The organism is Teichococcus coralli, assembly GCF_009829925.1.
Lineage (GTDB): Bacteria > Pseudomonadota > Alphaproteobacteria > Acetobacterales > Acetobacteraceae > Pseudoroseomonas > Pseudoroseomonas coralli.
In genome coordinates this window covers 1-24,109 of the sequence record NZ_SNVJ01000024.1, presented here as the reverse complement: position 1 = coordinate 24,109, position 24,109 = coordinate 1, and the positions used below count along the sequence as shown (strand labels likewise).

The 24,109-nt window shown below is 67.6% G+C and carries 21 protein-coding genes and 1 pseudogene; 8 read left to right on the top strand and 14 right to left on the bottom strand.

The genetic code is table 11. The features are described from left to right. Positions 1–642 precede the first annotated feature (642 nt). The 8 genes from E0493_RS23835 to E0493_RS20010 all read right to left on the bottom strand — a co-directional run bounded on the left by E0493_RS23835 (position 643) and on the right by E0493_RS20010 (position 8,232). Positions 643–912: an HGGxSTG domain-containing protein gene (locus E0493_RS23835; RefSeq protein WP_302466836.1), complete on the bottom strand. Its 270-nt coding sequence runs from the start codon at positions 910–912 to the stop codon at positions 643–645. Between the two features lie 20 nt (positions 913–932). Then, positions 933–1,469: a hypothetical protein gene (locus E0493_RS20040; protein WP_160939038.1), complete on the bottom strand. Its 537-nt coding sequence runs from the start codon at positions 1,467–1,469 to the stop codon at positions 933–935. Positions 1,470–2,063: 594 nt separating this feature from the next. Continuing rightward, entirely contained in the window at positions 2,064–4,283 is a 2,220-nt protein-coding gene (locus E0493_RS20035; protein WP_160939037.1) for a DUF927 domain-containing protein, read from the bottom strand. After that, on the bottom strand, positions 4,280–5,281 hold the full coding sequence (locus E0493_RS20030; RefSeq protein WP_160939036.1) for a hypothetical protein: 1,002 nt from the start codon (positions 5,279–5,281) through the stop codon (positions 4,280–4,282). The genes E0493_RS20035 and E0493_RS20030 overlap by 4 nt, the downstream gene beginning before the upstream one ends. Positions 5,282–5,407: 126 nt before the next feature. Further along, positions 5,408–5,578, bottom strand: coding sequence for a hypothetical protein (locus E0493_RS20025; RefSeq protein WP_160939035.1), 171 nt, complete (start codon positions 5,576–5,578; stop codon positions 5,408–5,410). A 196-nt stretch (positions 5,579–5,774) separates the two neighbouring features. Continuing rightward, on the bottom strand, positions 5,775–5,999 hold the full coding sequence (locus E0493_RS20020) for a hypothetical protein (protein ID WP_202397241.1): 225 nt from the start codon (positions 5,997–5,999) through the stop codon (positions 5,775–5,777). A gap of 123 nt (positions 6,000–6,122) precedes the next feature. After that, positions 6,123–7,307 (bottom strand): hypothetical protein, encoded by a 1,185-nt coding sequence (locus E0493_RS23180; RefSeq protein WP_202397240.1) that lies wholly within the window; start codon positions 7,305–7,307, stop codon positions 6,123–6,125. 430 nt (positions 7,308–7,737) lie between these two features. Continuing rightward, complete coding sequence (locus tag E0493_RS20010) at positions 7,738–8,232, bottom strand: thermonuclease family protein (RefSeq protein ID WP_202397239.1); 495 nt, start codon at positions 8,230–8,232, stop codon at positions 7,738–7,740. 47 nt (positions 8,233–8,279) lie between these two features. On the opposite strand from E0493_RS20010, the gene E0493_RS20005 reads away from it, so the two are divergent. From E0493_RS20005 to E0493_RS19980, 6 genes and pseudogenes are all read left to right on the top strand, one after another. Continuing rightward, on the top strand, positions 8,280–8,591 hold the full coding sequence (locus tag E0493_RS20005) for a hypothetical protein (RefSeq protein WP_160939034.1): 312 nt from the start codon (positions 8,280–8,282) through the stop codon (positions 8,589–8,591). Between the two features lie 61 nt (positions 8,592–8,652). Next, positions 8,653–9,369 (top strand): hypothetical protein, encoded by a 717-nt coding sequence (locus tag E0493_RS20000; protein WP_160939033.1) that lies wholly within the window; start codon positions 8,653–8,655, stop codon positions 9,367–9,369. Further along, the gene (locus tag E0493_RS19995) at positions 9,366–9,812 is read left to right on the top strand and encodes a hypothetical protein (RefSeq protein ID WP_160939032.1); all 447 of its coding nucleotides are present in this window, start codon (positions 9,366–9,368) and stop codon (positions 9,810–9,812) included. The genes E0493_RS20000 and E0493_RS19995 overlap by 4 nt, the downstream gene beginning before the upstream one ends. Positions 9,813–9,881: 69 nt before the next feature. Continuing rightward, positions 9,882–14,021 carry an AAA family ATPase gene (locus E0493_RS19990; protein ID WP_160939031.1) on the top strand — a complete coding sequence of 1,380 codons (4,140 nt, stop codon included), beginning with the start codon at positions 9,882–9,884 and terminating at the stop codon, positions 14,019–14,021. A gap of 203 nt (positions 14,022–14,224) precedes the next feature. Continuing rightward, positions 14,225–14,555 (top strand): annotated as a pseudogene (locus E0493_RS19985) (integrase core domain-containing protein); the annotation flags it as partial. 64 nt (positions 14,556–14,619) lie between these two features. After that, positions 14,620–15,345 (top strand): hypothetical protein, encoded by a 726-nt coding sequence (locus E0493_RS19980; RefSeq protein WP_160939029.1) that lies wholly within the window; start codon positions 14,620–14,622, stop codon positions 15,343–15,345. 112 nt (positions 15,346–15,457) lie between these two features. Here the strand turns inward: E0493_RS19980 and E0493_RS19975 are convergent, their stop codons facing one another. Together E0493_RS19975 and E0493_RS19970 are read right to left on the bottom strand one after the other, a co-directional pair. After that, positions 15,458–15,751, bottom strand: a complete 294-nt coding sequence (locus E0493_RS19975; protein WP_160939028.1) for a hypothetical protein — start codon at positions 15,749–15,751, stop codon at positions 15,458–15,460. Further along, complete coding sequence (locus tag E0493_RS19970) at positions 15,748–17,004, bottom strand: DNA cytosine methyltransferase (protein ID WP_160939027.1); 1,257 nt, start codon at positions 17,002–17,004, stop codon at positions 15,748–15,750. The genes E0493_RS19975 and E0493_RS19970 overlap by 4 nt, the downstream gene beginning before the upstream one ends. Positions 17,005–17,155: 151 nt before the next feature. Here E0493_RS19970 and E0493_RS19965 point away from each other — a divergent pair, with 151 nt between their 5' ends. Then, positions 17,156–17,341, top strand: coding sequence for a helix-turn-helix domain-containing protein (locus E0493_RS19965; protein WP_202397238.1), 186 nt, complete (start codon positions 17,156–17,158; stop codon positions 17,339–17,341). Further along, positions 17,338–18,435, top strand: coding sequence for a restriction endonuclease, SacI family (locus tag E0493_RS19960; RefSeq protein WP_160939025.1), 1,098 nt, complete (start codon positions 17,338–17,340; stop codon positions 18,433–18,435). The genes E0493_RS19965 and E0493_RS19960 overlap by 4 nt, the downstream gene beginning before the upstream one ends. Positions 18,436–18,439: 4 nt before the next feature. On the opposite strand, the gene E0493_RS23965 is transcribed toward E0493_RS19960, so the two are convergent. The 4 genes from E0493_RS23965 to E0493_RS19940 form a co-directional block, all read right to left on the bottom strand. Next, entirely contained in the window at positions 18,440–19,351 is a 912-nt protein-coding gene (locus E0493_RS23965) for an HNH endonuclease (RefSeq protein ID WP_160939024.1), read from the bottom strand. Positions 19,352–19,417: 66 nt separating this feature from the next. Further along, positions 19,418–21,061, bottom strand: coding sequence for a hypothetical protein (locus tag E0493_RS19950; RefSeq protein ID WP_160939023.1), 1,644 nt, complete (start codon positions 21,059–21,061; stop codon positions 19,418–19,420). Further along, entirely contained in the window at positions 21,058–23,469 is a 2,412-nt protein-coding gene (locus E0493_RS19945) for a phospholipase D-like domain-containing protein (protein ID WP_160939022.1), read from the bottom strand. The genes E0493_RS19950 and E0493_RS19945 overlap by 4 nt, the downstream gene beginning before the upstream one ends. A 154-nt stretch (positions 23,470–23,623) precedes the next feature. After that, the coding region (locus tag E0493_RS19940; RefSeq protein ID WP_160939021.1) for an IS3 family transposase at positions 23,624–24,109 on the bottom strand (486 nt) is incomplete at its 5' end.

The window sequence follows — 24,109 nt, the reverse complement described above, 5'->3', positions numbered from 1 at the left end:
TGCAGCTGCAGTTCGCGACGAGGGGCCCGCACCGGCGCGAAGAGGGAACGGCATCGGTTGGTGCATGGCATCTATCCCGCCGCACCGCTCTGGTCAGCTGGCGTACCGCCTAGCGGTTTGGGGTCAGGCTTCCGTTGGGAAGGCGAACATGGCGAGACACGGTGTCGCATTCCGACTCATCAAGGCCCGGGATGTCGACCTGAGGACCACTCGGCAGCTTGCCGGACGCTTGACGTACCCGCCCTCTCGCCCGGTCGCATCCGCGCGAGGGTCCGCTCGGGGTCGAACGCAGCCTTGGGATGGCGAGCGGCAAAGGTCTGCTTTCGCATAGGCAGCTCTCCCAAGCAGCCCGGCCGCTATCGGCCAGAGCCAGCCGCCGTCATCTCCGCCGGACCCCCTAGCCGAGCACGGCCCGCAAAGCGCTACGCACCACGGTCCATAGCGGCCTCCAAGCTGGCAACCAGCGCTAGCACGTCCTCCAAGCGGCGTACCGAGCAAGTCGCTCATCCGGAGATCCGGACCAGACCGGACTCGGAAAGCAGGACCCCAGGCTTAAATCTACACGGGCCGAGAAATTCTCTCACGCTCGTGGTCCTCAAGGGTCGAGCTACGGGACCAATGGTGCCGGGCGCTGACATCTGGTCACGTGCTGCCCTTTTCCGGCTCCCCCACGAGCTCGGCGGAGCGGGCGAGTAGCTCGCGCAGGTGCCGCCGCAGGCTCCGCATCTCCGCGCTGCGGCCGCCGTGCGTGGTGCGCGCCGTGCGGATACGGGCTAAGCCCTCGGCAGTACGAGGACCGGTGCTGGTGCCGCCGTGCATCCGGCAGCGGCCGTTGGCCATCGCGGGCGAGGCGCAGGGCCTTCCGCTCCGCGTGCGCGCTCCGCAGCGGGCAGCGGCGTGAGCGCCTTGCATGGGGTTCTGCGTCCGCTCTGTCATTCCCTACCCCCTGTTCGCCCGCTCGGCTGGACAGAACCGACGATGGCTTGTCCTCCCTCCTGCACCACCACCCGCTCCACCCGCATCACCTGCGGCCCCTTGCCCCGCTTGCGATCAAGCGCCTCCACCATGTCGGTCATGGCCCGCGCCAGATTGGCCCCGTCTTTGCGCAGCTTGGCGGCCGTTTCGAAGGGCTGGTTGGGCACCATGGCCCGCCGGAGGCATTCCATGGCCCCAAAATGAAGCGCCACGGCCTGCGCCGCCAACATGCCCTCGATCTCGTCGCGGGGTTTGAACGCCGCCAAAGCCTGCGACACCGCTCGAACTTTCTTGAGCTGGTCCCCCTCCGTTTCGCCGGGAGGAGACCAGACGGCGTTCAGCGCTTGGCCGACCAGCACCTCGTTGGTGCTGGCGCAGCGGCTTCCGCCGACGTCGCGCAGCGGATTGTCCGGCTGATCCGCGGGCGGGCGAACCAGGCGGCTGCCCGAGGCTGGCCTGTCGGCCAGCTGCCGACGCTTCATGGGCTCCTTCATGTCCTGTGCTCCACCACGTCCTGCGGCTCCAGATGAACCGGCGGATGGCAGGTCCAGCAGCACCATCCCGTCGCCGCCTCCCGCTCACGCCACCACCGTCCTCCCCTGCCTCCCGGCCGGCTACAGCAGCTGCACCACGCCCCAGGGGGCGGCACGCTGGACGTGTCCGCCCAAGCGGGCGGGCGCTGTAAGCCGGCCCTCAGGTAACCCGCGAGGCCAGATCGCACCTCTGCCCCGGTGCTGCACCAAGGCGGCCTGCCCTTGGTGTCCTCCGCCACGGGAACAAGGGCCTCAGCGAAGGGGGCGGCCGGATCCACCCCCTCCGCCCTCCGCCCCCCATCCGGCCCCTCATCCTCAGGTCCGAGGCCGCCGGGCTCTGCCTGCCGGGCCGCCTCCTGCTGCCACCGAGACTGCCAGCCGCGCAGAATTTCTGCCGGAGGTCGCAGAAGCGGCCTGACCCTACGCATTCCCAGTCCGGATCGGTCCGGATTGTCCGGATCATCGAGAGAAAAGAGGATCTTAGAGTCCGGCTTTGGCGGTCCGGAGGGGTCCAGATTGGTCCGGATCTTCCCCGCACCGTCTCGGGCATCTCCGTCACGCATCCTCGGGGCCCTCCGCCAGAATGCCGGCCCGAACCGCGTAGACCCGCACCCGGCCTTCGCCGGGGATGGGCTTGTAGATTGGGATGTTGCGCCCCTCTCGCTGCAGCACCCCGACCTTCGCCAGAGCACGGGCCGCCGTCTGAGCATCGGCGCCGGCGAAGATTTCGGTCCGCCAGGCATCGAGAGAGATGAAGTAGCGCCAGCTCCCAGCCTCCTTCTCACGCCAACCGACACGGTTGATCACCCGGGGGTCCTGGCTTTCAACCTCCTCAGTGATGCCACCGCGGCCGATCGTCTCGAAGCGGGACGCGCCGTGGGTGCTGATGAAGCCACGCAGGCGCTTGAGGGCCTCCAGATCCTCACCCGCCTCGACACCGCCGCGGCGCGCCAGCCATGCCGCCATGACCGCGCGCACGGCGCGTTCGGCCTCCCCCGCAGCCCAGGGCAGCACCTCCCATTCAATCGCCATCTCACCGGCCGCGGCCACCAGGGCAAAGTAGCGGGCGGCGTGCCGGACCTGCGGGTTGGCCTCTGCTGGCAAGGTCTCCGCGAACTGGGTCTGCATGGCCATCAGCAGCTGCAGGAGCGCCTCTTCATCCGCCTGCCGCGCCGCCACCAGCTGGGCTAGAAACGCCCGCCCCGCTACCCCGTGGTGGCGCCGGAGCCCAGCATGAAGAGCGATCATCATGCTTGCCCGGTCGGCATGGCCGTGCCTAACGGGCCAGGCATCGGTGTTCGGCACCTCGAGGGTGATCAGCCGCAGGGCCGCGCCGGCAGGCAGCTTCTCGCCCGCCCGCTCCACCATGGTCGCGACGCCGACCTCGCCCGAGGACAGCAGCAGCAGCCGCCAAGTTGCGCGCTCGCGTGCGACCAGGTTCTTCGTCATGCGGCTCTTGCCGCCACCATTGGCGAAAGCGTAGATCGCGCCGGTCAGTTCGCGCGGGTCGGCCTGATGGATCTCATCGAGCACCAGCAGCCCGTCGCTCGCGAGGGCGCAGGCCGCCTCGAAGCCGTTGGCAGTGGTTCGCCAATCGCGCAGCGCACCGAGTTTGTTGGGCGGTCCATAAGCCGAAACGGCACTCTGCAGAGCGGTGGTCTTGCCGGTCTTGGAACCGCCTGACAAGTGAAAGCCGGTACCATCGTCGCCTGTCAGCTGCAGCAATGGAGCCGCAAAGGCCACGCTCATGCAGAAGGCAGGCAGGTCGTTGCCCTCGGCCAGCGCCGCGACTTCGGCTTTCCATCCCTCCAGGTCGCCGGCCTTGGCAACTGCGGCCGCCGCGGTCGGAGACCGGAGCAGAAGCGGCTCGGGCGGCGCGCCGATGACCCCTCCATCGGGGAGCGCGTAAGCCTTGCCATGCCAGCCGGACCGCTCGATCAGCGTGATGCGGCTGCCCGTACGGACCTTGCTCAGGGCAACGCGCAGCAGAGTCCGCGCCGTCATGTCGGCGTCGACCTGTAGCCCGCGCCGCATGAGCTCGGTCTCCAGTCCAGCGCCGGGTTCAACCGTCATCTGCCGCGGCATGATGAAGCGGTGTGGTCGCCCATCGCCGTCTTCCCAGCGCAGGCATAGTGCCCAGTCCTCTCCCTCTGGGTTGCGCGCCTCCCCCTCCACCAGGAAGGGGTCGCAGAGCCGCACCAAGTCATCCTTCCCCTGGGTGAAGAAGAAGCCGTCCGGCTCCATGTTGTACCCGGGCGGCCACAAGACCTCCCCCATCGGCAAGGGGCCTGCGGCGCCCAAAGCGCGCTCCAGAACTGCTCTCTGGCGCCGTTTCTCTGCCGCCACTGCGGAGCGGAGTTCGCCGACGCCGAGACCCAGGTCAGCGGCAAGCTGCTGAATCTCCGCCTCGCACTCCTGCCTCGGGAGATCCACCAGGCGCTTGATCATCCTGGTCCAAGCAGCCGGCTCTCTGGCAGCCCGGCGCTTGGCATCCCGTGCCTCCTTCTCCGCGGCAGCCGAAGCGGCGTCTTCGGCCCTCTCCGCCTTCTTGCGCTTTTGTCGAGCCTCGTTCCGCAGCCGGCGAAGCGCGGTCACGGAGATACCGAGCTTCGCCGCCTCCGCCTTCTCGACCGCATTGAAGTCCGCCTCCTCCAGGTCAGCCAGCCGCTCCGCGGCGCGGTGGAGATCAGCTGCGGCCGCATCGCTCTCGGTGTTGGAGGAGGAGGATCCAGACGACCCGGTGAAATCCGTTGTGTCATGCGCAGCCTCGCTCATGCGGCACCTCCCCCACGCTGCTGCAGCGCCCAGGCGACGATTTGCGCGCCTTCACCGGCCGGCTTTCCCGCAAGGCGCAGGGCACCCTCGATCGCGCGGGAAAGCTCAGAGGCCGAGAGCAGCCCCTGCCCCACGAGACGCGACAGGCTCCACGCCTCGGCCACTGCCGTGGGATGCCGGTTGCCCTCGCCTGCCTCAAGAACGGCATTGGCCGCCCGGACAAGGGCGGCTCGGCCATACTGGGTGCTCCAGCCGTTGGGCGACGAGACGAGGTTCTGCGGAGCCGGGCGCACCGGCCGCGGCGGCATGAGGGCCGTCGCAGAAGGCGTCACGACGCGCTCGGTGCCCGGCAGCACGACGAGCCGGTGGGGCAGCGGATCAAACAGGCCCAGGAAACGCGGCCCGGCCGTGTAGATCGGCTGCACCGCCCCGAAGACACTGTGATCGACGGGGGCATCCTTGAGCCAAATCTTGAGCTCTTGCTTTGACAGCGGTCGATCCAGCAGGAACCACGGGCGCAGCCGAGCCCCCGGCTTGATGCAGTGGCTCGCCGTCGCCGTCACCAGACACGCCGCATCCTGAAATGCTGGCGGCAGGACGCTGCGCATCACCACGGCACAGGCCTCGAGGTCACGCGGGTCAACACCGGCCGGCAACGGCAGGCCGTCGATGTCCAGCGCCACCCAGGCGCGCTTGGCTTCCTGCAGCGTCGGCGCGTCGCCCGTCTTCGGGTCCGGGTGCAGGAGGCGCCGCTGTCCCCGCGTCTTCTGCGGGTCGATCACGGCGCCGCGCAGCACGCAGGTGTTGCGGCGCTTGATGAGGTCGCGGAGCAGCCTCTCCAGGGTCATCAGGTTCAGCACCAGGATCGTGCTGAGGTCGAAGAGCCGCGCGGAGGCGTAGCCTTCCACGCGACCATCCTTGTACCAGCTCTTGCACAGCCAACAGCCATCGGCGGTGGCCAGCGTCAGGGCATGCGGGTCCATCGGATCAGCGGTCACGCGGCCCTCCTTCCAGGCCGGTGCCGCTCAGCATGGGCTGCTCGAGGAGCGGGCTCTGACCCCGCTCGCACCGAAAGCAGCCCCACGGCCGGTCCAGCAGACCAGCCAGGGGGATGTACGGGTCCATTACTGGTCCTCGTCGCCCCGGTCCGCCCCGCCGTCATCCGCCGGCGCGTCGGCCGCATCCGGATGGATCCCGCAGCCGTAGCAGCCGATCCGGCCAGACTTGCTGACGTAGGCCAGCTCCCAGTACCCGCACTCGGAGCAGCAGAAATCGAAGTTCTCTTCGCTCGGCATAAGGCAATCCTCATGGCCAGGGCGCGAGAAGCGGTGACAGGAGGCAGAGCGATGCGCTAGAATGCGCTGCTTTTAATTGCTTTGCCTCGCCGCCGGTCGCTCCCAAGCGCCCGGCGGTTTTCATGTCAGGTGTTCGCGCCTCGGATCTTCGATCCAGGGCGTCATTCCGTACTCTGCAGACCTCTGGTGCTTCATTTTAGTCAACCTTGCCCCGGCTGCGGCTCAGCGCCGCAGGAGGCAGGTCAGCGACCAGAGCCGCGAGGCTGGCGCCGTCGACAATGGTGGTGCGGCCGGCCTTGCGAAGCAGCAGTCGGCCCGTACCGGCGGCGCGGTAAAGCGCCGTGCGGCTCAGGCCGGACCAGTCACAAGCGGCCTTGATGGTGAAGCCGCCGCGCGCGGGCTGTGAGTCAGGAGATGGCACTTGGTGCATCTTCATAGGATCAGAACCCTTGCCTGCTGGACAGTCCCGGGGAGTTCCGGGACGTCCCGCGCTGACAAAAGTGCCTCCCTGCTCTCCCGTCGACATGGGGAGCATCTCACCCAATTAGTCGCTCAAGGATCCCTGCCCACGCATTGCCCGGCCCTTCTCCCATTCTTTGATGGGATGGATATCCTCCGGGCCCCAGTGGGGCTTCGCGGACCATTCTACGAGCTCATTGAGCTCAGGAAGGGTCTCACCCCTACTGAGCCCTTTCTTTGCTGCCATGATAAACAGCGCACGAGTCCATCGGATGGCCGGACCTAAGGGATGACCCTGATTGTCTCGTCCCTGCGCTATCCGGCTCGTTGTGTAGCCGCGCGCGAACAGCTTCTCGTAGTGATAGGCCAGCCTGCGCATGAGCCCCCATCGATCGATTTTCTGGCTACGGCGTTGGCGGAGCGCCCCGATATGAGACTCCATCTCTTCGGTCAGAATCCGAAGTGCACCAAGGGCAGCATGCATCTTCAAAAGCAGAGCGGTCGTCGCATTGTATTCGCTGAACTCAGGCGGATCCTGATTATCGTCCTGCCCCAATTCGCTTGGCAGAAGTTGGACGATCGACTCCGCCATCGCAGGATCAAGGGCGCTTGCACTCTTCAGATCGTTTAGCAGCGCGAGACGGCGTTGAGGATTGGGAGGAACCAGTTCTCCGTCTTCAGCTGTCTCTGTCGGCCAGTTCTCGCTCAACAAGGCTGCGGCAGCTCTAACCGGGCCGGTGGCAAGGGTCCTTACCACCGATCCAGATCCGGGCTTTCCGCCCAGAAGCGTGGTGCCATCGTCGAGCCACCGCCCCAGGGCAACCCGCCACTCCTCCACTTCTTTCTGGAGCAGGGGTAGGCTGTTCGCTCGCTCCCAGAGCACTGCGACTTCGAGGGTCTCGGCAAGGCACCGTGCCTCGGCGGCAAGGTCCGCCTCGTCAGTGATCCTGAGTGGCAGCCTTGCTTCCTTGGCCAGGGCGCGAAGGTCGTCGGCTGAGAGCTTTATGCTGAACTGTAGGCTCCCAGCACTGGCGGAGGGCGGAACGATGGCATTGTTGGGCCGCTTACCCCGCTTGGCAGTTGGCATAAGGGTGGGCATCAATCTGGCCAGATCCGAGGCTCTAAGCCCCTGGACACTGAGTAGACTTACCTGGTCCTGAGTCTCAGCCAACCCGGGTGGGGGTCGGAGCTCAGCAAGAGCTTTGCCGTGGGATGTGATGAGGAAGGAACCGCCTTCCTGGGCTTGCCTAAGAAAGTCCGCGAGGCTCATGCGGAACTCCCGAACCCCAACGCACTGCGGCTCTGTTCCGCCCTTTTGCGACCCCATCATTGCGCTCCCCGTGCTTCACAAATTGTGTACACAAAGCGCGCAGCCTGGAAGGCGTAGGCCTTCCTCTCGGAGAACTTTTTTCACTCGATCGGATCTGGCGCGGAGTTGCTCGGGCCGCCTGGGCACACCAAACCCGCCCGGCCGCCTTCTGCCGCCGGGCGGTTTGTGGTTCCTGCGGGCCGGTCGCAACACCGGCTGCCCCTTCTGCGGCCCCGCCCCGGAGGGCGGGGTGGCGCGAACAATTCGGGCCTGTCTCGGCTTAGGGCGGGTCTGCTTTCCACGCCGCCGCAGTGCGACCCTTGTAGCGCATGGCGGGTCAACGCCCGATGAACGGGGACAAACAATCTATGGATGGGGTGTTTGTCCCAACTCACCGGTGCCGCCGCTGCCGGCGCCACTCCCAGGGCGGCACCCGCTCGGCCTCGGGCAAGGCCCAGAGCCCTCGGCGGTCATCCCGGGCCGCCTGCTCCAGCACCAGCAGGGCCGGGTCGTGGGCATACTGCCGGTACACCCAGGCGGCGCCCTGCCGCACCAGCGCGGCGTTGACGTCGGTCTGGCCGACGAAGACCCGGCCCACGGTGCGGCCATAGCGGTCGGTGTCCACCACCACCACGCGGGCTTCCTGGCGGAAAGCCAGGTCGGCCAACGCCTGTCGGGCGCGGGTGCCGTAGGGCTGACGGCTTTCCGGCGTGTCGATCTCCGCCAGGCGGACCTTCACCTGGCGCTTCTCGGGGGTCAGCAGAGTCAGGGTATCACCGTCATGCACGCCCACCACCAGGCCGCGCAGTTCGGCGGCCAGGGCGGGATGGACGAAGAGGGATAGGGCGAGGAGGAGCGGCGCGAGCAGCCGGCGGGAGAGGCGCATGCGGCAGGATAGGCCGCGACGACGGTTGCCGCTATGCGAGGAAGACTATGGCGTATTTCCTCGTCGCCGATCTCTCGACCATCTGGGGCTGGGGCCAGACGCCGCAGGCCGCCGAGGCGTTGGCCTGGTGGAATGCCGAGGCGTTGACCCTGCTCCACGAGGGACCGCGCCTGCGCCTGTCCGATCACCGGGTGCCACGCGCGGTCTGGGCCGACCGGGTCGACCTCTACGAGTGCACCGAAGCGCTGTACCGATTGGCGCTCGCGCAGGGCCAGGCGACACCCTTCCGGCTGCTCACCGACGGTCGACTGGGAACCCGGCAGGAGGCCGCCGCACCGCAGGAGGGGGAGACGTTCTGAGCGGCACGACCACCAAATTGACGAACTTGACGAAATCGCGGCGACGCCCGACATTGGGGCCATGCCGCCCGCCGCCCGCTCCTCCACGCCCCGCAAGCCAAGCGGACCTAGCGCGCCCCGCCGGAGCGCCGCACGCCCGGCCCAGGTCGAAGTGCCCCCCGGCCTCTCGGCCGAGGAGGCGCGGCGGGTCCTGGCGGCCATCGCCCAGGGCGCCGCGACGGTGCAGCGGACCCACCGGGGCGTGATGCTGGGCCTGGAGCCGACCTCGGGCCGCAGCGCCAGCCGCTTCCGGATCGTCCGGCTGCCGCAGCGCGCGCCTGCACCGCCCCCGGACAGCACCGAGGCGGCCGAACTGCCGCCCGAGGCCGCCCGCGCCGCCCTCCAGCGCGCCTATGCCCGCGGCGCCGAGGCCGCCGCCGGGCTGCTGGCGGGGCCGGACATGCTCTCCTCCGACGCGCTGGCGGCGCGGCTCAACCTGTCGCGCGAGGCGGTCCACCAGAAGCGCCGCCGCGGCGAGCTGCTCGGGCTCGAGGGCGCCAAGCGGGGCGTCCGCTTCCCGGCCTGGCAGTTGGACGCCGACGGCCGGCCGCTCGCCGCGCTGCCGGCGCTGCACGCCGCGCTGGGTGAGCCCTGGGCGGTGTTCCGCTTCCTCCGCCAGCGTCATCCGGACCTCGGCCGGCGCACGGGCCTGGAAGCCGTCACCGACCCGCAGCAAACGGCCGCGGCCCTCGCGCTCGCGCGCCGCGTCGGCAGCGCCTTTAGCCCGGCGGGGGCGTGACCGACCAGCGGGCTCGGGCCCACCCGCCGCGCCGCACGACCGACCTGCGACCGGCAACGGCGACCATCGCGCCGGGCGCACGCTGGGTCCGGCTGGTGCGGGCGGCGCACCCGGAGGCGCTGGAGGTCGGGCCAGGACCGTCGCGCTTCTCGGACCCGCTACTCGGTCGGGGACGTCCGCCCCGCTGGCTGCCGCTCTACCTCGGCCAGTCCTTCACGCTCTGCCTGCAGGAAGCGCTGCTGCGCGACCGCGCCAACGCTGCACCGCCCGGTCCCTTCCTGGTCGCGGAGGCGGAACTGGCGCTGTGGGACTGGGCCGCGATCGAGGTGGCGCGGCCGCTGCGGGTGGTCGATCTCCGGGGAGCGGACCACGCGGGGCAACTCTCTCATAACACCCGGCACCGTTCGATGGGGCAGGCCAGGATGGTGCTTTCTGACGGCTGAGACTTGTTTTGTGGTCAGATGCTTCGTCAGCTTCGACCTCAGCCGCTATGATGGCTTTGGGGATATTGCATGCCTGATCACATGGTTCCGGTCCGCGTCAGCGAGATTGGCGAGTTCATTCGCTTTCGCTCGTGCGAGCGTCGCTTCAAGCTTGGGCTAGACAACTGGCGGCTGGCCCGCTGCGTGCCCTTTTCCGAACGTCTGTTCAACGCGCTCGACCCCGTCCTGCAAGGTGTCGGCCGCGAGGCCGAGGATGCGTGGGAACGCGCACTCCGCGCGCGGGGGGCGACGAACCTTCTGGAAGGAGTCGAACCCGAGGAAGGCGCCCGGGCGCTCACGTGGCGGACCTTTCAGGCGGCGCTTGCGGCCATCTCTGCCGGGACGTTCGTTTACGGGCGCGAGATTGAAGTTTCCCACGAGATCGGCACATTCGCGCTTTCCGGCCGGATCGACTTCCTGGTGCTGCTCTGGGACCGCGGCACGCCGCGCTTACGCATCGTCGAGGGCAAGGCGAGCCGGAAGGACCGGACGTATCACCGGCTGCAACTGGCCGCCTACGTGACGATGCTGCGGCGCCTCTTACGCGAGGAGCCTCTGGTCGTCGCCGGGCAGCCAATCGACGAGGATTCGATCGAGGGTGTGGTGGTCAGGATCGACGAGATCACCAACGAGCCGCAGGACATGATCGACCGGCAGGCGCTCAATCTTGATATTGAGATCGCGGACCTTGAGCGCCTGCTCTCTTCGGACGGGCTCCTCGCCGACATTGTTGACGCGGACCTTGACGCGCTCGACTACCAGCTCGACCCTAAGTGCGACGGTTGTGTCTTTAACGTTCACTGCCTGCCGGAAAGCGCCCGTCTGCGCCGGCTGGAACTCACGGGACTGCCACCGACGACGTGCCGGATCCTGCGTCAGACGGGGATCCGCACGATCGACGACTTGGCGGCGCTCGACCCCCAGTCGCCGGCTGGCCAGGCGGTGCGGCAGGCGCCCGGCTTCGACGCCAATCTCGCCCAGATCGTCGCGACGGCGGCGGCCCGGCGGTCGACGCTGCTTCGCGGGGAGGGCGATCCGGACAACTTCCAAGTGGTCTCGCTGCCGCATTCTGGCGCCGGCCAGCTGCCGTTGCACGAGATGCAAGGGCAGCGTCTCGTGCGCGTCTACCTCCAGGTGGACTATGATTACACGGAGAACCGCGTCGGCGCGCTGTCCGCCCATGTGACAGCCAGCGACTGGATGCTTGAGACCCGCTTCGACCCGGAGACGCGCAGGCCGATGCCGGTGGTAGAGGAGCGCCCATACCCCGAGCAGGGAGAACAGAGGAACGCGGCGGTCGAACGGCGTCCGCTGGCGACACGTAGCCGTGACATCGTGGCCTTCCAGACGCAGGCTTGGACCGGGATCGGCGATCAGGACACTGGGGCTGAGCGGCAGCTCGTCCAGCAGTTCCTCTATGACGTGGTCGACGCGATCGGCGAGGTTGCCGAGGCAGAACGCGCGCCCATCCACTTCTACGTCTACTCGCGCTCTGAGATGACGCAGCTGGTCGAGGCGTGCACCCGCGCGGGATCGGCCCTGTTGTCTCACTTGCGGGAGCTGCTTGGCTCCCGCGAGAGCCTGGAGCAGCTGATCTTCTCATGCGTCCAGGACGAGGTGGACGGCCGCTTCACCCTAGGTTGGACGGGTCGCGGCCTTGCCGTCGCGACATCGCTCTCCTGGTTCGGTCAGCGTTACCACTGGACTCGGCGGGTTGCGGGTGCTCCGGTGGAACTCGACCGTGTGTTCGAGCAGGACATCTTCGACTTCAAGACGACGCTGGACGTGGATGCCGGCGGCGGCTGGGCTCGCGAACGCGAGGTTGGGGCTTTCCGCCATCGCTTCGAAATCAGGAGCAGGTTCCACGATACGTTGACGGCCCCGTATTGGCGCGCGGCGTGGCGGAGTCTGCCAAGCCCGGACAGCTTCGACGATCACCGAGTCCGGGCGTCCATCGAACGATACAATCGTGTCACAGAGCGAACGGGGCTCATTCGCGCCTACCTCATCGCCCGGGTGCAGGCGCTGCGCTGGCTTGACGATCGCATTCGCTTCAAGAACGAAGAGATCGAGAAGCCCGCGCTCGAGATTGCACGCCTACAGGAATTCGAACTCGGCATCGACACGACAGGCCGTGCGGCCGTCGACTTCCTGCGCCTCGACCATCACGTCGGCATGACCGATTGGCTGACCGGCCACATCCAACCGCCGCCGGCCCGCGTTCAGGCTGGCCGTACGATGCCGCTGACGGGCATCCTCACAGATGCGTCCGGCTTGATCCACGCCACGATCGCGACCCAGCCCTTCGGCCTGAAGCCACTTGAATTCTCAATCCGCACCTCACTCGACCAGGGTTTCGTCCGGCTGTCGCCCTGGTCCGGCGATCCGAACCGTAGCCAGACGCTCCGCCAGCTTACCCGGGGTGGGATCACCTGCATTGTGCAGTCGGTCGACTGGGCCGCGGGCACGATCGTCCTCGACCCCATGGTCAGTCGTGAAGGAACTTACGTCCTCGGAAGCTGGAAGCCAGAGCCCCTTTTGCATGTATTCGACCACGCGACGGTGGACGAGAGCCCGTCCGATTACGTCGCTGGCCGGGTGGAAGATCGCTTGCTGTCCCGCATGGGCAGGCACGTCTTTACCTGGTTCGAGCCATCGAACCCGGTTCTGCCCGAGCAGACGCCGCTGGCACCCGCGCGCCGTGACAGGCTCGCCGCCTGCCTGGACAACTGGCAGATTCCCCACGCCGCCGGTCGCGCACCGCTGACTCCTGACCAGCGCAACGCCGTGATGGAAGGGCTTGAGACCCGGGTGCAGCTGCTCAAGGGGCCACCCGGAACGGGTAAGACGGTAACCACCGCGGCGTCGATCCTCGCGCGGATCGCCGCTCGTCTCCGCACTGGTGGGATCGTGCTTGTGGCGGCCCACACGCACCTCGCCGTCCAAACGCTGATGGGTAGGCTGGAACTCTACCTCGACTCATTCCGCGCCGAGGCGGCAAGGCAAGGTTTGGAGATGCCGGCCATAACCCTCTCGCGATGCCACAGCAGTGATCCGCCGCCAGACGTGGGTGCGATCAGGAATTTCCAGTCGAAGCCATGCGCTACCCTCGTCAGCGGCTGGATGCGCCAGGGCGTGCTCGTGATAGGCGGCACGACGAGCGCGCTCCTTAAAATGGCCCAGGAACTGTGCCAGCGTGGCCCCTTTCGCAACGTTGCCGGCGGATTTCAAGCAGAGATGCTCGTCGTCGACGAGGCGAGCATGATGGTGTTCCCGGACTTCCTATCGCTCGCCACGCTAGTGCGTCCGACCGGGGAGATCATACTCGCCGGCGACAATCGGCAGTTGGCCCCGATCGTGGCGCACGACTGGGAGAACGAGGACCGGCCGCCTGCTCAATATTATCAGCCGTTCCGGAGCGCTTACGAGGCCATGCTCCGCATCATCGACGAGAGTCGGCCGCCGGCGGCTTCGTGCCGCCAGTCACCGCTCACCTTCACGTTCCGCCTTCCGCCGATCATTCGGGAGCTGATCTCACGCGTGTATCGGGACTTGGACGCGATCGAACTCGAGGGGCTGGAGCCGGGCGCGGTGGATCCCCCCACCCACCTACCGGCGGGCTGCTGGGCCGACATCTGGCATCCTCGGGAGGGTTTGATCCTCGTCGTCCATTCTGAGCGCGGCTCCCGTCAAAGTAACGCACTCGAGGGAGAATTGATTGCGCAGGCCCTAGGCGCTCGGGATCGGCATCCGGCAGATTCCGTGGCGATCATCACCCCCCATCGCGCCCAACGCGCCCTTCTACGCGGACGTCTGGGGCCCCACGCCGCGGCCGCCAGCATCATCGACACGGTCGAGCGCCTGCAGGGCGGGGAACGTCCAACCATTATCGTATCCGGGACTGAGAGCGACCCGCACGCGATCGGCGCAGCGGCAAGCTTCATTCTCAACCTCAACCGCGCGAATGTGGCGTTCTCGCGCACGCAGGAGCGGCTCATCGTAGTCTGCGCCGAGACGCTGCTCGACCATGTACCGGCCGAGCTTGAGGACTACGAGTCTGCGTTGCTGTGGAAGTCGCTTCGTAGCTTATGCAGTCGCACGCTGTTTGACCTTGAGATAGACGGGCACCGCGTGCGGGCTCTCGCGCCGGTCCTGCGAGACGTCGGCTGAGGGATCGACCGAAGTAGCACGGAGGGCTCCCGGTTTCTTGCCGTACCCCGGATGGGCACGATGCTCGCCCATCAGTGGGAGGTAGGCCGCCGGTGTCGGCGGGGTGGCGGCAGGTCGTCTCGCCTGGACAATTACGCCCGGGAGGCGCTGGCCATTGTCGTAAACGGCAGCATCCGCAGCGGGAGGACCTCGCGGCCCCGCGCGGCGCACCGGGGTTGATCAGGGTTGATGATAGCCCGGAGTTCGTCTCGAACGTGCTGGATCACTCGATTTATGAACTCGGCGTGACGCTGGACTTCTCCCGACCGGGTAAGCCGACCGACAACGGCTTCATTGAGTCGTTCAACGGGCGTCTCCCGGACGGTGCGACGCATGCGTCGTACCCTGGACACGCACTGGTTCTTGTCGCTCGAGGGCGCCAAGAACAAGATCGAACCCTGGAGGAGGGGCTATAATGTGTCCCGGCCTCATAGTGCCCTGGAGCAGCTGACGCTCCTCGAGTTTGCTGTTCAGACGGCCCGAAATGGCCCCTGAAGAAGCCGGAAGGCTCTCCCGGGAGTCGAAGCAGTTTCGGGTAGACGGTCAGAAGGACTTTTGTATGCGATTTGATGACTTGGGTGAACTTGCGGGCAGAGCGGTCAATTTAACGGCGCGCAGCTGGGCCATGGCGAGGCTCCTCGGCTCTGCTCGGACGGTATCTAATCGCAATCGTGCCCCCGACGCTGACCGCGGTGACGAAGGAAACGATGCCGCAGATCTGCACGGAGCACTCGGCGAGCTGCTGCTCCTCAGTGAGGCTCTCCGGAGGGATGGAGCCGACGTAGCCATGTACATGCGTCAGCACATGTTCTCTCCCGAAGGAGGAGCAGGAGTTTTCGGTCCAGACCTCCAAGTAGTCGAGGGTGGCCGCCTGCTTGGCCTTGATGTTAAGACGTTCGACTGCCAACCGAATAAAAGATACTTCGCTGTGAACAGCAGAAAGCACGCGAAGCTGAAGGGATGCTGCGAAGCTTATCTAGGCCTCGTCGTCCCAGCCTTCGGCAGACGGGGTGTGCTGTCAGGTCTAATACCTTACGAACAAGTGTCGACCTGGAGACATTTCTCCCTCAGACAAGGTGGGAGCCCGTCTTACAACTTGATCTTCACTGAATTTACTCACCTGTACATGCGCGATGCGTTTGATCTCGGCGCCTTGAGAGCGAATTGCTATAGCCCAGCTGAAGTTGAAGCAGCGATGGCGGAAGACGGTCCAGATAGCGCTAGGGCGTTGCTGGTGGAGTTGCTGCCGAATGTCGAGCCATTCCTGCTTGGTCACACTATGTGATCCGCTCCGTCTGACTAAGCCGTGCAGAAGAGATGCGGTAGCGCTGGTGACCGGCGAAAGGCGGATAAACGGGCGAGAGCCTCGCGCTGGCTCCATGTTTTCCTCGAACCGTTCAAGAGGCGCTCTCCACGGCCACGCGCCGTTTCGCCAGGAACGCCGCCACTGCCACCTCGAAGGAGGCGTCCGGTTTGTTCAAGCGTCGCACCTCGAGCAGGCTCATCGGCCCGCGGGACCAGTAGTCGCCCTCCGACACCGCGAGGAAGCCGCCGGTACCCACGTGGCGGAGGGACGCTTCGGCAGCACCGATCTCGTCCTCCGACGGGTCGCTGACGCGGCCGAGCCAATAGTGGTCGCCCGTCTCCACGAGCAGCAGCCAGCGGCGCTCGCGGGCTGCTCCGGCCGTCATGCCGCCGCCTTCCTCTGCTCCTCGGCCCGACGGCGCGCCGCGCTACCCTTCCCCGTTCCCGGATGGGCCGCGTGATTGCCCTGCATGGACAGGTACTTCGCCGGGACGGGGAGCGGAACCTCGGCGGCGGGGACATGCTCCCGGCGTGGCGGGAGCAGATGGAGCGGCTCGTTCACGGCCTGGTCGAGCAGCTGCCGCCGGATCTCGCGCCCCAGGACCTCGGCGATCAAGGACGGCACGGCATTGCCGAGCATCCGCTGCATCTCGGTCCGCCCCGAGTCCACAACCAGTCCGTCAGGGAAGGTCTGGATCCGGCATAGCTCGGCGAAACTCAGGCGACGGTTCTTCCAGTGGAAAGGGCCGATCGCGCTGCCGGGCTGGGCCTGCACCGTCCAGGAAGGCAGGCGCTTAGACAGCTTGAGAAGGAAGGACCAGTAGCGGGTGCGCCACCCGAAGAGCGGCAGGCCACCCTTCCGGTCCGTGTGCCAGAGGTAGTTCTCCCCTTCCGGGATTGAGGGCAGCAGGTCCCGCCAAGCGCCCCCCATCTCCAGCTTGCGGCGCTCCTCGCCCTGAGGTTCGGGGAGATCGCCCAGGGCGTCCCACGCGGTACGGTAGGGCTGTGGCCCGCTGGTCGAGAACAGATCGGTCTCGTCCGACGCGGGGAGTGCGGCATGGGTCGGTTCGGGGAACCTGAACTCCCGCCCGTCACGCGACCCGATGAGGAAGGTGCGCTCGCGGATCTGGGGGACGCCGTAATCGGCGGTGTTGATGACCTTCCACGACACCCGGTAGTCGGCCCCGGTCTCGGCGTTGATCCGGCGCACGCCGTCGAGGATGAAGCGCAGGCCCTCGTTCTTGTCCGCGTAGGCCAGCCCGCCGACGTTCTCGAGCAGGAAGGTCCGTGGGCGAGCGTGCCGCAGCACGTCGAGGTAGCCGCGCAGCGTGCCAGCGCGAGGGTCGTCCAGCCGCAGCGTGTCACCCCTAACCCAGTAGCCGGACTTGGAGAAGGGCTGGCAAGGAGGCCCACCGATCAGGATGTCGGCCTCCCCGGCCGCCAACCCTCCCTTCGAGAGGATGTCGTCTCCGGGGACGGCGTTCACGTCGCCCTCGATTACCGCCCAATTCGGCCGGTTGGACCGGATCGCCCGGCAGCAGTGCCGGTCCATCTCCAGTGCAACCCGCGTGTGGAACCCGGCTGCCTCGAAGCCGAAGTCCAGCCCGCCAATACCGGAGAACAGGCTGATGGCTCTCATGACGACTCCTGACACTCTGCTAGCATACCAGTCACCAACAAGGCGCGCAGACTGCCGGGATGAATTTGTATTGTCAATACAAGAAAACCCTATGATCAGGGTCCGCCTGCGGGAAGTCATGCGCGCCTGCTCCGAACGGACAGGAAGGCGTATGACTTACGAGGTGCTATCGGCACAGACGGGCATATCGGTGGCCACTCTTCAATCCATCGGATCTCGGCCCGGCTACAACGCGACCCTCTCCATGATCGAGAAGATCTGTCTCGCCTGCGGCTGCACTCCGGGCGACCTGCTCGAGCTTGATGTCGCCCTGTCCGACGCGGCGAACCGGACATGAAGATCGCCCCCAAGCACGCCGAAGCCGTGGTACGCGAGGAAGCTGCTCAGGCGGAGAACGGGAAGATCGATCCGGCCTGGCAGGGCAAGATCGAAGAACTGTCCAGGTTGTGCGAGGAACGGGGGTCATCCCGGACGCACATCGCCTTTCTGGGAACCAGCATCCTCGCGCGGTCGCTGGACCAGGATGCCGACCTCCGCATCGTCAAGCCGAGCCACGCGCGCGGAAATGCTAACGCCTACTCGGCCCGCAGCCTATGCCATGGAACGCTGGTCCCCCTCTCGGCCGAGCTGGGTTTCAGCCTTGGCGTCAACGGCCGGGAGCCGCTGAACAACCAGCCCTACTTCCGGATGGTCTACCTGGGCGACGCGACACCCGTACGAGGCAAGGCCAAGGCAGCGTTCGACTACATGGTCGGGATGGTCGACGAGCTGCAGGGATCCTCGCCTGACAATGCCCGTCACGCGCTCCGCGCCTTCATCGCGGTCCGTCGCCGCTTCCAGCGGCGCTACACCGAGGCCCTGGCCAGGTCTGCAATCTCTCCGGAGAAGCTGATCAGCGCCATCCGGCAGCTGGTGTCGGAAGACTCCGAAGGCGGGCGACGGGCACAGGCCGTGGTGGCTGGCCTGCTCGATGTGGTCGAAGGGTCAGGCCGGGTCGAGAGCGGCCGCGTGAACGATCCGTCGCGCCACTACCCCGGCGACGTGGCAGTACTGGCAACGGAGTCAACCGAGACTTATGTCCGGATATACGAGAAGGCATTCGAGGTACGCGACAAGCCCGTCCGCCTCTCGGATGTCGCTCTATTCGGCCGCACCTGCGTGGAGCGGGGCGTCCGCGAAGCGGCCATGGTCCTGGTCTCCGATCGGCAGGCTACGCTCGACGGCCGCGAGATCCTCGACTGGTCGGCAAGCATCGGCGTCAGCATAACCCTGTTCACGTCGTGGGCCGAATTCGCGGAGCAGTGTCTCTTCTGGGCGCCGTCGGCAAAGCCCGAGGCGGCGCTCCTGGCGGTAGACACCATCCGCGACCGCCTCATCGAGGTCGAGGCGTCACACAAGGCAGTCGAGATGTGGGAAGCCCTGGCCAGCTGACAGGCTAGTCCGCCGTGAACCGTTCTCGGTGCCGCCGGACATACTGCGGATGAGGCCAGAGGGTCCGGTCCTTCGGCAGATGGATGCGGTCCATCTGCTTCTCGAAGAGGCCCCGCAGCTCCGAGGGCACTCGGTTGTGGGACACGAGCAGGCCCATCTCGTCCGTGAGCGAGATCAGGTGGCGGTCGAACAGCCAGTGGACCGTCGCCGACAGGGCGATGCCGTTCTGCACGACGTCCGGACCTCCGGCCGCCACCGGCATGATGTGGGCGGCCTGGGCCTCGGCCTTGCCGCTACCGTTGATGAGCCTGAGGCTCGTCACGGCGCAGCGGCCGTCATAGATGTCCACTACCGATTTGCGGAACGCCGCGTCCCGGATCTTCCGGTTAACCAGCACCTGGGCAATGCGACGCTCCTGCTCCTCCGGAGGTGCCTCGACCAGAGCGCGGGCCTCGGCGTCGAGGTAGCCGGGATCCAGCTCGAGCCGGATGGCGTTCTCCGGCGCCAGCGTCTCCCGCAGGCCCGCCCGGACAATCGCGCCGAACTCGGCGTCGGTGACCGTCCTCAACGACCGCCCCTGCATTGCAGCGCCGATGCGGCTGGGGTTCTCGACCTGGCCGAGGAAGCCCTCGTAGAAGCCGCCCGGCCGACGCAGGGGAACGACGGCATCGAACGGCAGGTAGTCGGCGATGACGGCGTAGGTGAACCCGGGCTTCGCGGGATTGGGCACCAGGTCGACTAGGCGGGCGACGGCGACGTAGCCTTCCCGTCCTCCTCCGCGCCGTGGTTCGCGGTAGACGATCCAGTCGCCAAGGGAGCGCTTCGCCGTTTCCAAGTAGCGGTTCGGGAAGTGGTATCGGCAGGTGATGTCGTCGTCGTAGACCGTGCCAGCACGGGTATCGAAAGCGCCCTTCACAGGATCATCCACGTGAGCATAGTAAGGAATAATGCGATGCCTTGCACTGCTCCCATAACGCCTCCTTCAACTGGTGGCGTACATACGGGATCCATCGCCGCCTTGTATCATTGTGAGGATGCCGCAATCGGCGGAAAGGGAGAGGGCGGCCCATAACCGGTCAGGCGTCGCGCCGAAAATTCCGGCCGGCCCGGACCGCAGCCGGGTCCACCCGCCCTCGTCGAGAGCCAGGCGGAGCCGCTGCGTCCCGTCTCCGTTCCGCGCGATTGACCAACGGACGTGCTGAGCCAGCACCCAGGACAGGATCACCTCGCGCCACAGCTCGCGCATTGGCCGGCCGGAGAGGGCGGCGAGGCGCCGGCTTGCTCGGTCCAGCGGCAACCGATCGGGATGGCCGCCGAGATGTCCCCGCGCCGCACCCTCGAGCCCCGCCGCCCGCAAGCCCGCCGCCATGGCGTCCGTGTAGGCCAGGGCCCGTAGGGCGAGCCCCGGAACACGTTGGCCTCCCTCATCTTGCGCGATAGCCAGAGCCCGCATGAGGAAGAGGACGTCCGTCTCCTCCCGGTATGCGCAGGCCGCGGGCCACCCGTCCCGGCCTCCCCGCTCCGCGGCGAGGGCGAGGTAGCCTCCGACACTCGACGCGTCGGCACCCTCCTCGACGGCGCGCGCAGCGGCATCCGCATCCCGGACGAGGTCGTCGCTCCCGACCGCCTCTCCGGCCGGGATCCGGCCCAAAATCCAGGAGAGCATCGCCTCGAGGGCGAGCCGCTGCAGCTGCCGCGCCTGCAGCGCACCGAAGAGCAGAAGTGTCCCACGGTCGGCCTCAGGTCCGTCGACCACTGCCCCAGAACGGAGCCGGCCGGAGGCGAGCGCGCGCCGCACCTCCGCCTCACTCAGGGAATCCCTATTTTGCCGGAGAACAGACCGGACGAGCAGCAACGCGCGGCGCCGCGCCGCAGCGAGGCGTGCGCCGGGTCGGAGCCCCGCGTCGAGGAAGAGCGCGCGGAACGTGTCGCGCTCGACCTCCGTGGGCGCGGTAACGTCCCACAACCCGTACAGCGCGAGCGCCTCCTCCGGCGTGATGGAGAGATCGCCGGGCGCGAGGAGTTCCGCCGGAAGCCTGCGGCCGACGGCCTCCTCGAAGGCGCGCACCGCCGGCATAGCGTCGGTCGATGGCGCGAAGGTGCCGGCAGGTCGTGGCTCGAGCCACCGGAGCGCCTTGATCGACGGCCCGTACTGGATCGGGGCCATGAGGGCGGTGCTCCAGCGGCGCGAACTCCGCAGCTTGTCCCACTCGGCACCGCCGAACCGGTAAGACCGTCCGTCCCTGGGACGCGGCAGGTACTTGGTGAGAACGTTGCGGCCCGGCAGGCCCACCTCGGCCTCCGCGAGGAGGTGCGACCAGAGGAAGAGGACTTCCCAGCGGTCCACGAGGGCCTGGAGATCGTCTGCCCGCGTGGCGGCTTGGCCCCTGCTCTCGAACACCTCCCGGGCCTTCCACCACGCCCAGGCCATGAAGACGTAGGGCCGGATTCGGGCAGTGACGTTGTTGAAGTCGGGCCAGGCGGCCGCCATGAGGTCGAGGTTCACCTGCCGCAGGCCGAGCGGATCGACGCCGCCCGCTTTCAGCTCCGTCGGCAGGAGGAGCGCGGGATGCCGCGCGGCGCCGAGCGCGCGATCAAGGTCTGCGAGGTTTGGTCTGGCGTTCATCGCCTTAGTCCCACGTTCAGGAGCACGCGCCCGCAGCAGGGCGCCGTCGCGACGCGCCCCGCGCGCAGCCGTCCCGCCTCGTTCCGGGGCAGTGAGATATGGCAGCGCGGGCAGACGTCCACTGAGGCATCGGGCCGGACCAGCAGGACGCGGTCCGACCGGCGCATGCCGGCCGCGACGTCTCGGATCGTCTCGGCCTCGGCCAGCCGGACCGAGGCCGGCATAGGGGGTAGGGGGCCACCGCCGCGGAGGGCCTCCTCAATCCGGCGCACCCAGTCCCAGCTCGTCTCCAAGCCGAGGACTGCGGACCACGCCTCCGCCCATGCATCCGGACCGTCGCCCGATGCGAGCCACGCCTCCAGCGGATCCTCGCCGCGCGGAGCGGCGCGCGCCGCCCAGGAGGGGGCGAGAGCCCCGCCGCACCACGCCTGGAGTGCCTCGTGCGCCAAGGCAGCCCGCGCGGGCCGGACGATGACGTCCGCCACCACCACTGCGACGAAGCACCGGTCGAGTTCGTCCGGACCGGCCGCCGCGGCGCCGAGCGGCATCGCCGCATCGCGCCACCGCCGGAGGGTCGCCGCGACGAGGAGATCCGGCTCCTCGACGTTCCCCGCGACAGCGCGGAGGAAGGGGAGGATCACGGGCAGCCTCTCCCGCGCGAGCGGGTGGGCAGGCGTGACCTTCCCGAAGAGGGCCTCAAGGACGCTCTCGACCGCATCACGCGGCACCCTCTCCGGCGATGGAGCGTCGGGGTCGTCGGCACGGGGATCAGAAAGCGCGAGCGCGACGGCCCCCGAAACCTGCCGATCCGGCCTTACGATATCCCGCCGGAGAAGGGCAAGGAGACGATCGAAGGCGCCGGCGGAGGCGCCCCCGCTATTGGACACGAGGAGGTCCGCCGCCTCCGACGGACGGAGGTCCTCCAGTACGACGAGCCCGGCGGCACCGGACGCCTTGTCACCGTCCCGCTCGCCGGATCTGGACCGAAGCGTCCCGTCCAAGAGCGCCTCGGGATGTTCGGCGAAGAAGCCGAGAATCGCGGCGACGTCCTCCGCATCCCCCGCCCCGGCCAGGAGGCGCACGACGGCCTCGGCAACAGGGCCCCTCTCTCGGATGGCCGCGAGGGTGCCGTCGAGGACGAGCCACCCGGCAGCCTCGACCGCGTCGCGCGCGAGAACGAGCTGCGCGGCGCGGCCGAGCCGGAGGGGATCGCCGGTCTCGGCGACGGCGAGGGAGAAGCGCCCATCGTCTTCGACGCGGACTTCCACCTCCGGACCCTCCGCGAGGGCGGCCCGCCAGAGGCCGCCCGGCCTCTCCGCACCGAGGACGCGGCCGGTGATCCGATCCCCCTCGAGGCGGGCCGCCAAGCAGGGGGAAGATGCGAGAATGTCCTCCTCTCTCGCGTCCGCCGGGGCCGCCGGCTCCGCACAGGAACGCCAGCCGAAGCGCGTCGCCCCCGTGGCGATGCGCAGCACGCCGAGTTCGACGTTGCCCTCTCCAAGAAGCGCCGCCCGCGTCGCGTTGGCGCTGCCGGACAGGAGGAGGCGTCCGCGGCGGCAGACCACCTCTAGCAACTTCGCGTGAAGCGGCTTGCTGGGGTCGGCGAAGGCGCCGGACGCGACCGGCCGGACGGAGAGCCCCGCCGCGCGGGCACCGGCGAAGTCGAACCTCTCCGGTCCCTCGGCGGGGACTAGGACCGACACGGCGTCGCAGCCGAGCCGCGAGGCAAGCTCCACGACGGCGCCGGCGCCGCCAAAGTAAGGCGAGACCACCGTCAGCGCGGTGGCGCCCCCGAGATCGGCCGCCACCTCGACCACCGCCTCGACCATCGGCTGTTCGAGGGAGTGCAGGATCCGCACCGCCCCCCCCTCATGGCCCCTCCCGGCTGCGCGGCAGGCCTCAAGGAGGTCATCCGGCACCGGATTGCTGGCCGCGGCGATGCGGCCGCCGTCGGTCGTCGCGTTCAGCGATAGCAGCTCGAGGAAGTCGGCGAGGTCGCCGAAGGCCCGGGGGGTGGCCGCCGGGGAGAGGTACTCCGCCAGCTCGGCGTTCCGGCCCCAGCCGCGGAAGGTGAGATTTCCGGAGCCGATCGCGGCGCGGGGGCCGTCCTTTCCTGACAGGAGGACGAGCTTGGGATGGAAGATGCCGCGCTGGGAGACAGCGAGCGGGACGACGTCATAGAGTCGCCCCGCGTCGGTGACGCCACGCTCGCCAAGGGAAGCGCGATAGCCCTCAAGATCCACCGCGATCCGGGCTTGGCGGACGCCGCCCGCCCGCAATCCCTGCAGCACGACCGCCTCGAAGAATGAGAGGGAGAGCGAGTAGGTGGTGAAGAAGGCGGACTGCCACCCTCCGGCTTGGACGATCTCGCCGAACGAGATAGTCGGGACAACATCGCCCTCGGTCATGGACCCTCCAAACTAGACTCGAAGCGAGGTTCTGCAACTGTGCTTCGAAGTGCAATTGAGACGTAAAGAGAACGACGCTGACTATGTGCCTCTAGGACGTCCGAGCAGACGATCTGCAGAGGATCTGATCTTCCCCTAATTTGATGGACAGGGATCAGGCGGCACTGTGCTCCATCTGCTCCGGGGTCCTGTAGCCCAGGGCAGAGTGGATACGCTGCCGGTTGTAGTAGCCTTCGATGTAGGCGAACACGTCGCGTCTGGCCTCATCCCGCGTGGCCCACCGGCGCTGCTGAGCGAGTTCGACCTTGAGGGTGTGGAAGAAGCTCTCCATGGGTGCATTGTCCAGGCAGTTGCCGCGGCGGCTCATGGACTGCTGCATTCCGGCTGCCGTCAGCAGCCGACGATAGTCGTCGGCGGCATACTGGCTACCACGGTCCGCATGCTGCAGCAGGCCAGATGGTGGCTGCTGCCGCTGGATGGCCATGGTGAGCGCGGCGCAGGCGAGTTCCGCACGCATGTGCTCGCGCATGGACCAGCCGACCACCTTGCGGGTGGCCAGGTCGAGCACGGCGGCGAGGTAGAGCCAACCCTCACCCGTGGACAGATAGGTGAGATACTGTCGGCGAATTGCAGAGCGATA

Coding starts and splice junctions, on each gene's coding strand:
- E0493_RS19960 (WP_160939025.1), top strand. CDS start 17,338: ATGAAGATCGCCCCCAAGCACGCCGAAGCCGTGGTACGCGAGGAAGCT.
- E0493_RS20025 (WP_160939035.1), bottom strand. CDS start 5,578: ATGCCGAGCGAAGAGAACTTCGATTTCTGCTGCTCCGAGTGCGGGTAC.
- E0493_RS19950 (WP_160939023.1), bottom strand. CDS start 21,061: ATGAACGCCAGACCAAACCTCGCAGACCTTGATCGCGCGCTCGGCGCC.
- E0493_RS19975 (WP_160939028.1), bottom strand. CDS start 15,751: ATGACGGCCGGAGCAGCCCGCGAGCGCCGCTGGCTGCTGCTCGTGGAG.
- E0493_RS19980 (WP_160939029.1), top strand. CDS start 14,620: ATGCGATTTGATGACTTGGGTGAACTTGCGGGCAGAGCGGTCAATTTA.
- E0493_RS23180 (WP_202397240.1), bottom strand. CDS start 7,307: ATGAGCCTCGCGGACTTTCTTAGGCAAGCCCAGGAAGGCGGTTCCTTC.
- E0493_RS19970 (WP_160939027.1), bottom strand. CDS start 17,004: ATGAGAGCCATCAGCCTGTTCTCCGGTATTGGCGGGCTGGACTTCGGC.
- E0493_RS19965 (WP_202397238.1), top strand. CDS start 17,156: ATGACTTACGAGGTGCTATCGGCACAGACGGGCATATCGGTGGCCACT.
- E0493_RS20000 (WP_160939033.1), top strand. CDS start 8,653: ATGCCGCCCGCCGCCCGCTCCTCCACGCCCCGCAAGCCAAGCGGACCT.
- E0493_RS20005 (WP_160939034.1), top strand. CDS start 8,280: ATGGCGTATTTCCTCGTCGCCGATCTCTCGACCATCTGGGGCTGGGGC.
- E0493_RS20010 (WP_202397239.1), bottom strand. CDS start 8,232: ATGCGCCTCTCCCGCCGGCTGCTCGCGCCGCTCCTCCTCGCCCTATCC.
- E0493_RS19990 (WP_160939031.1), top strand. CDS start 9,882: ATGCCTGATCACATGGTTCCGGTCCGCGTCAGCGAGATTGGCGAGTTC.
- E0493_RS23835 (WP_302466836.1), bottom strand. CDS start 912: ATGCAAGGCGCTCACGCCGCTGCCCGCTGCGGAGCGCGCACGCGGAGC.
- E0493_RS19945 (WP_160939022.1), bottom strand. CDS start 23,469: ATGACCGAGGGCGATGTTGTCCCGACTATCTCGTTCGGCGAGATCGTC.
- E0493_RS20035 (WP_160939037.1), bottom strand. CDS start 4,283: ATGAGCGAGGCTGCGCATGACACAACGGATTTCACCGGGTCGTCTGGA.
- E0493_RS20040 (WP_160939038.1), bottom strand. CDS start 1,469: ATGAAGGAGCCCATGAAGCGTCGGCAGCTGGCCGACAGGCCAGCCTCG.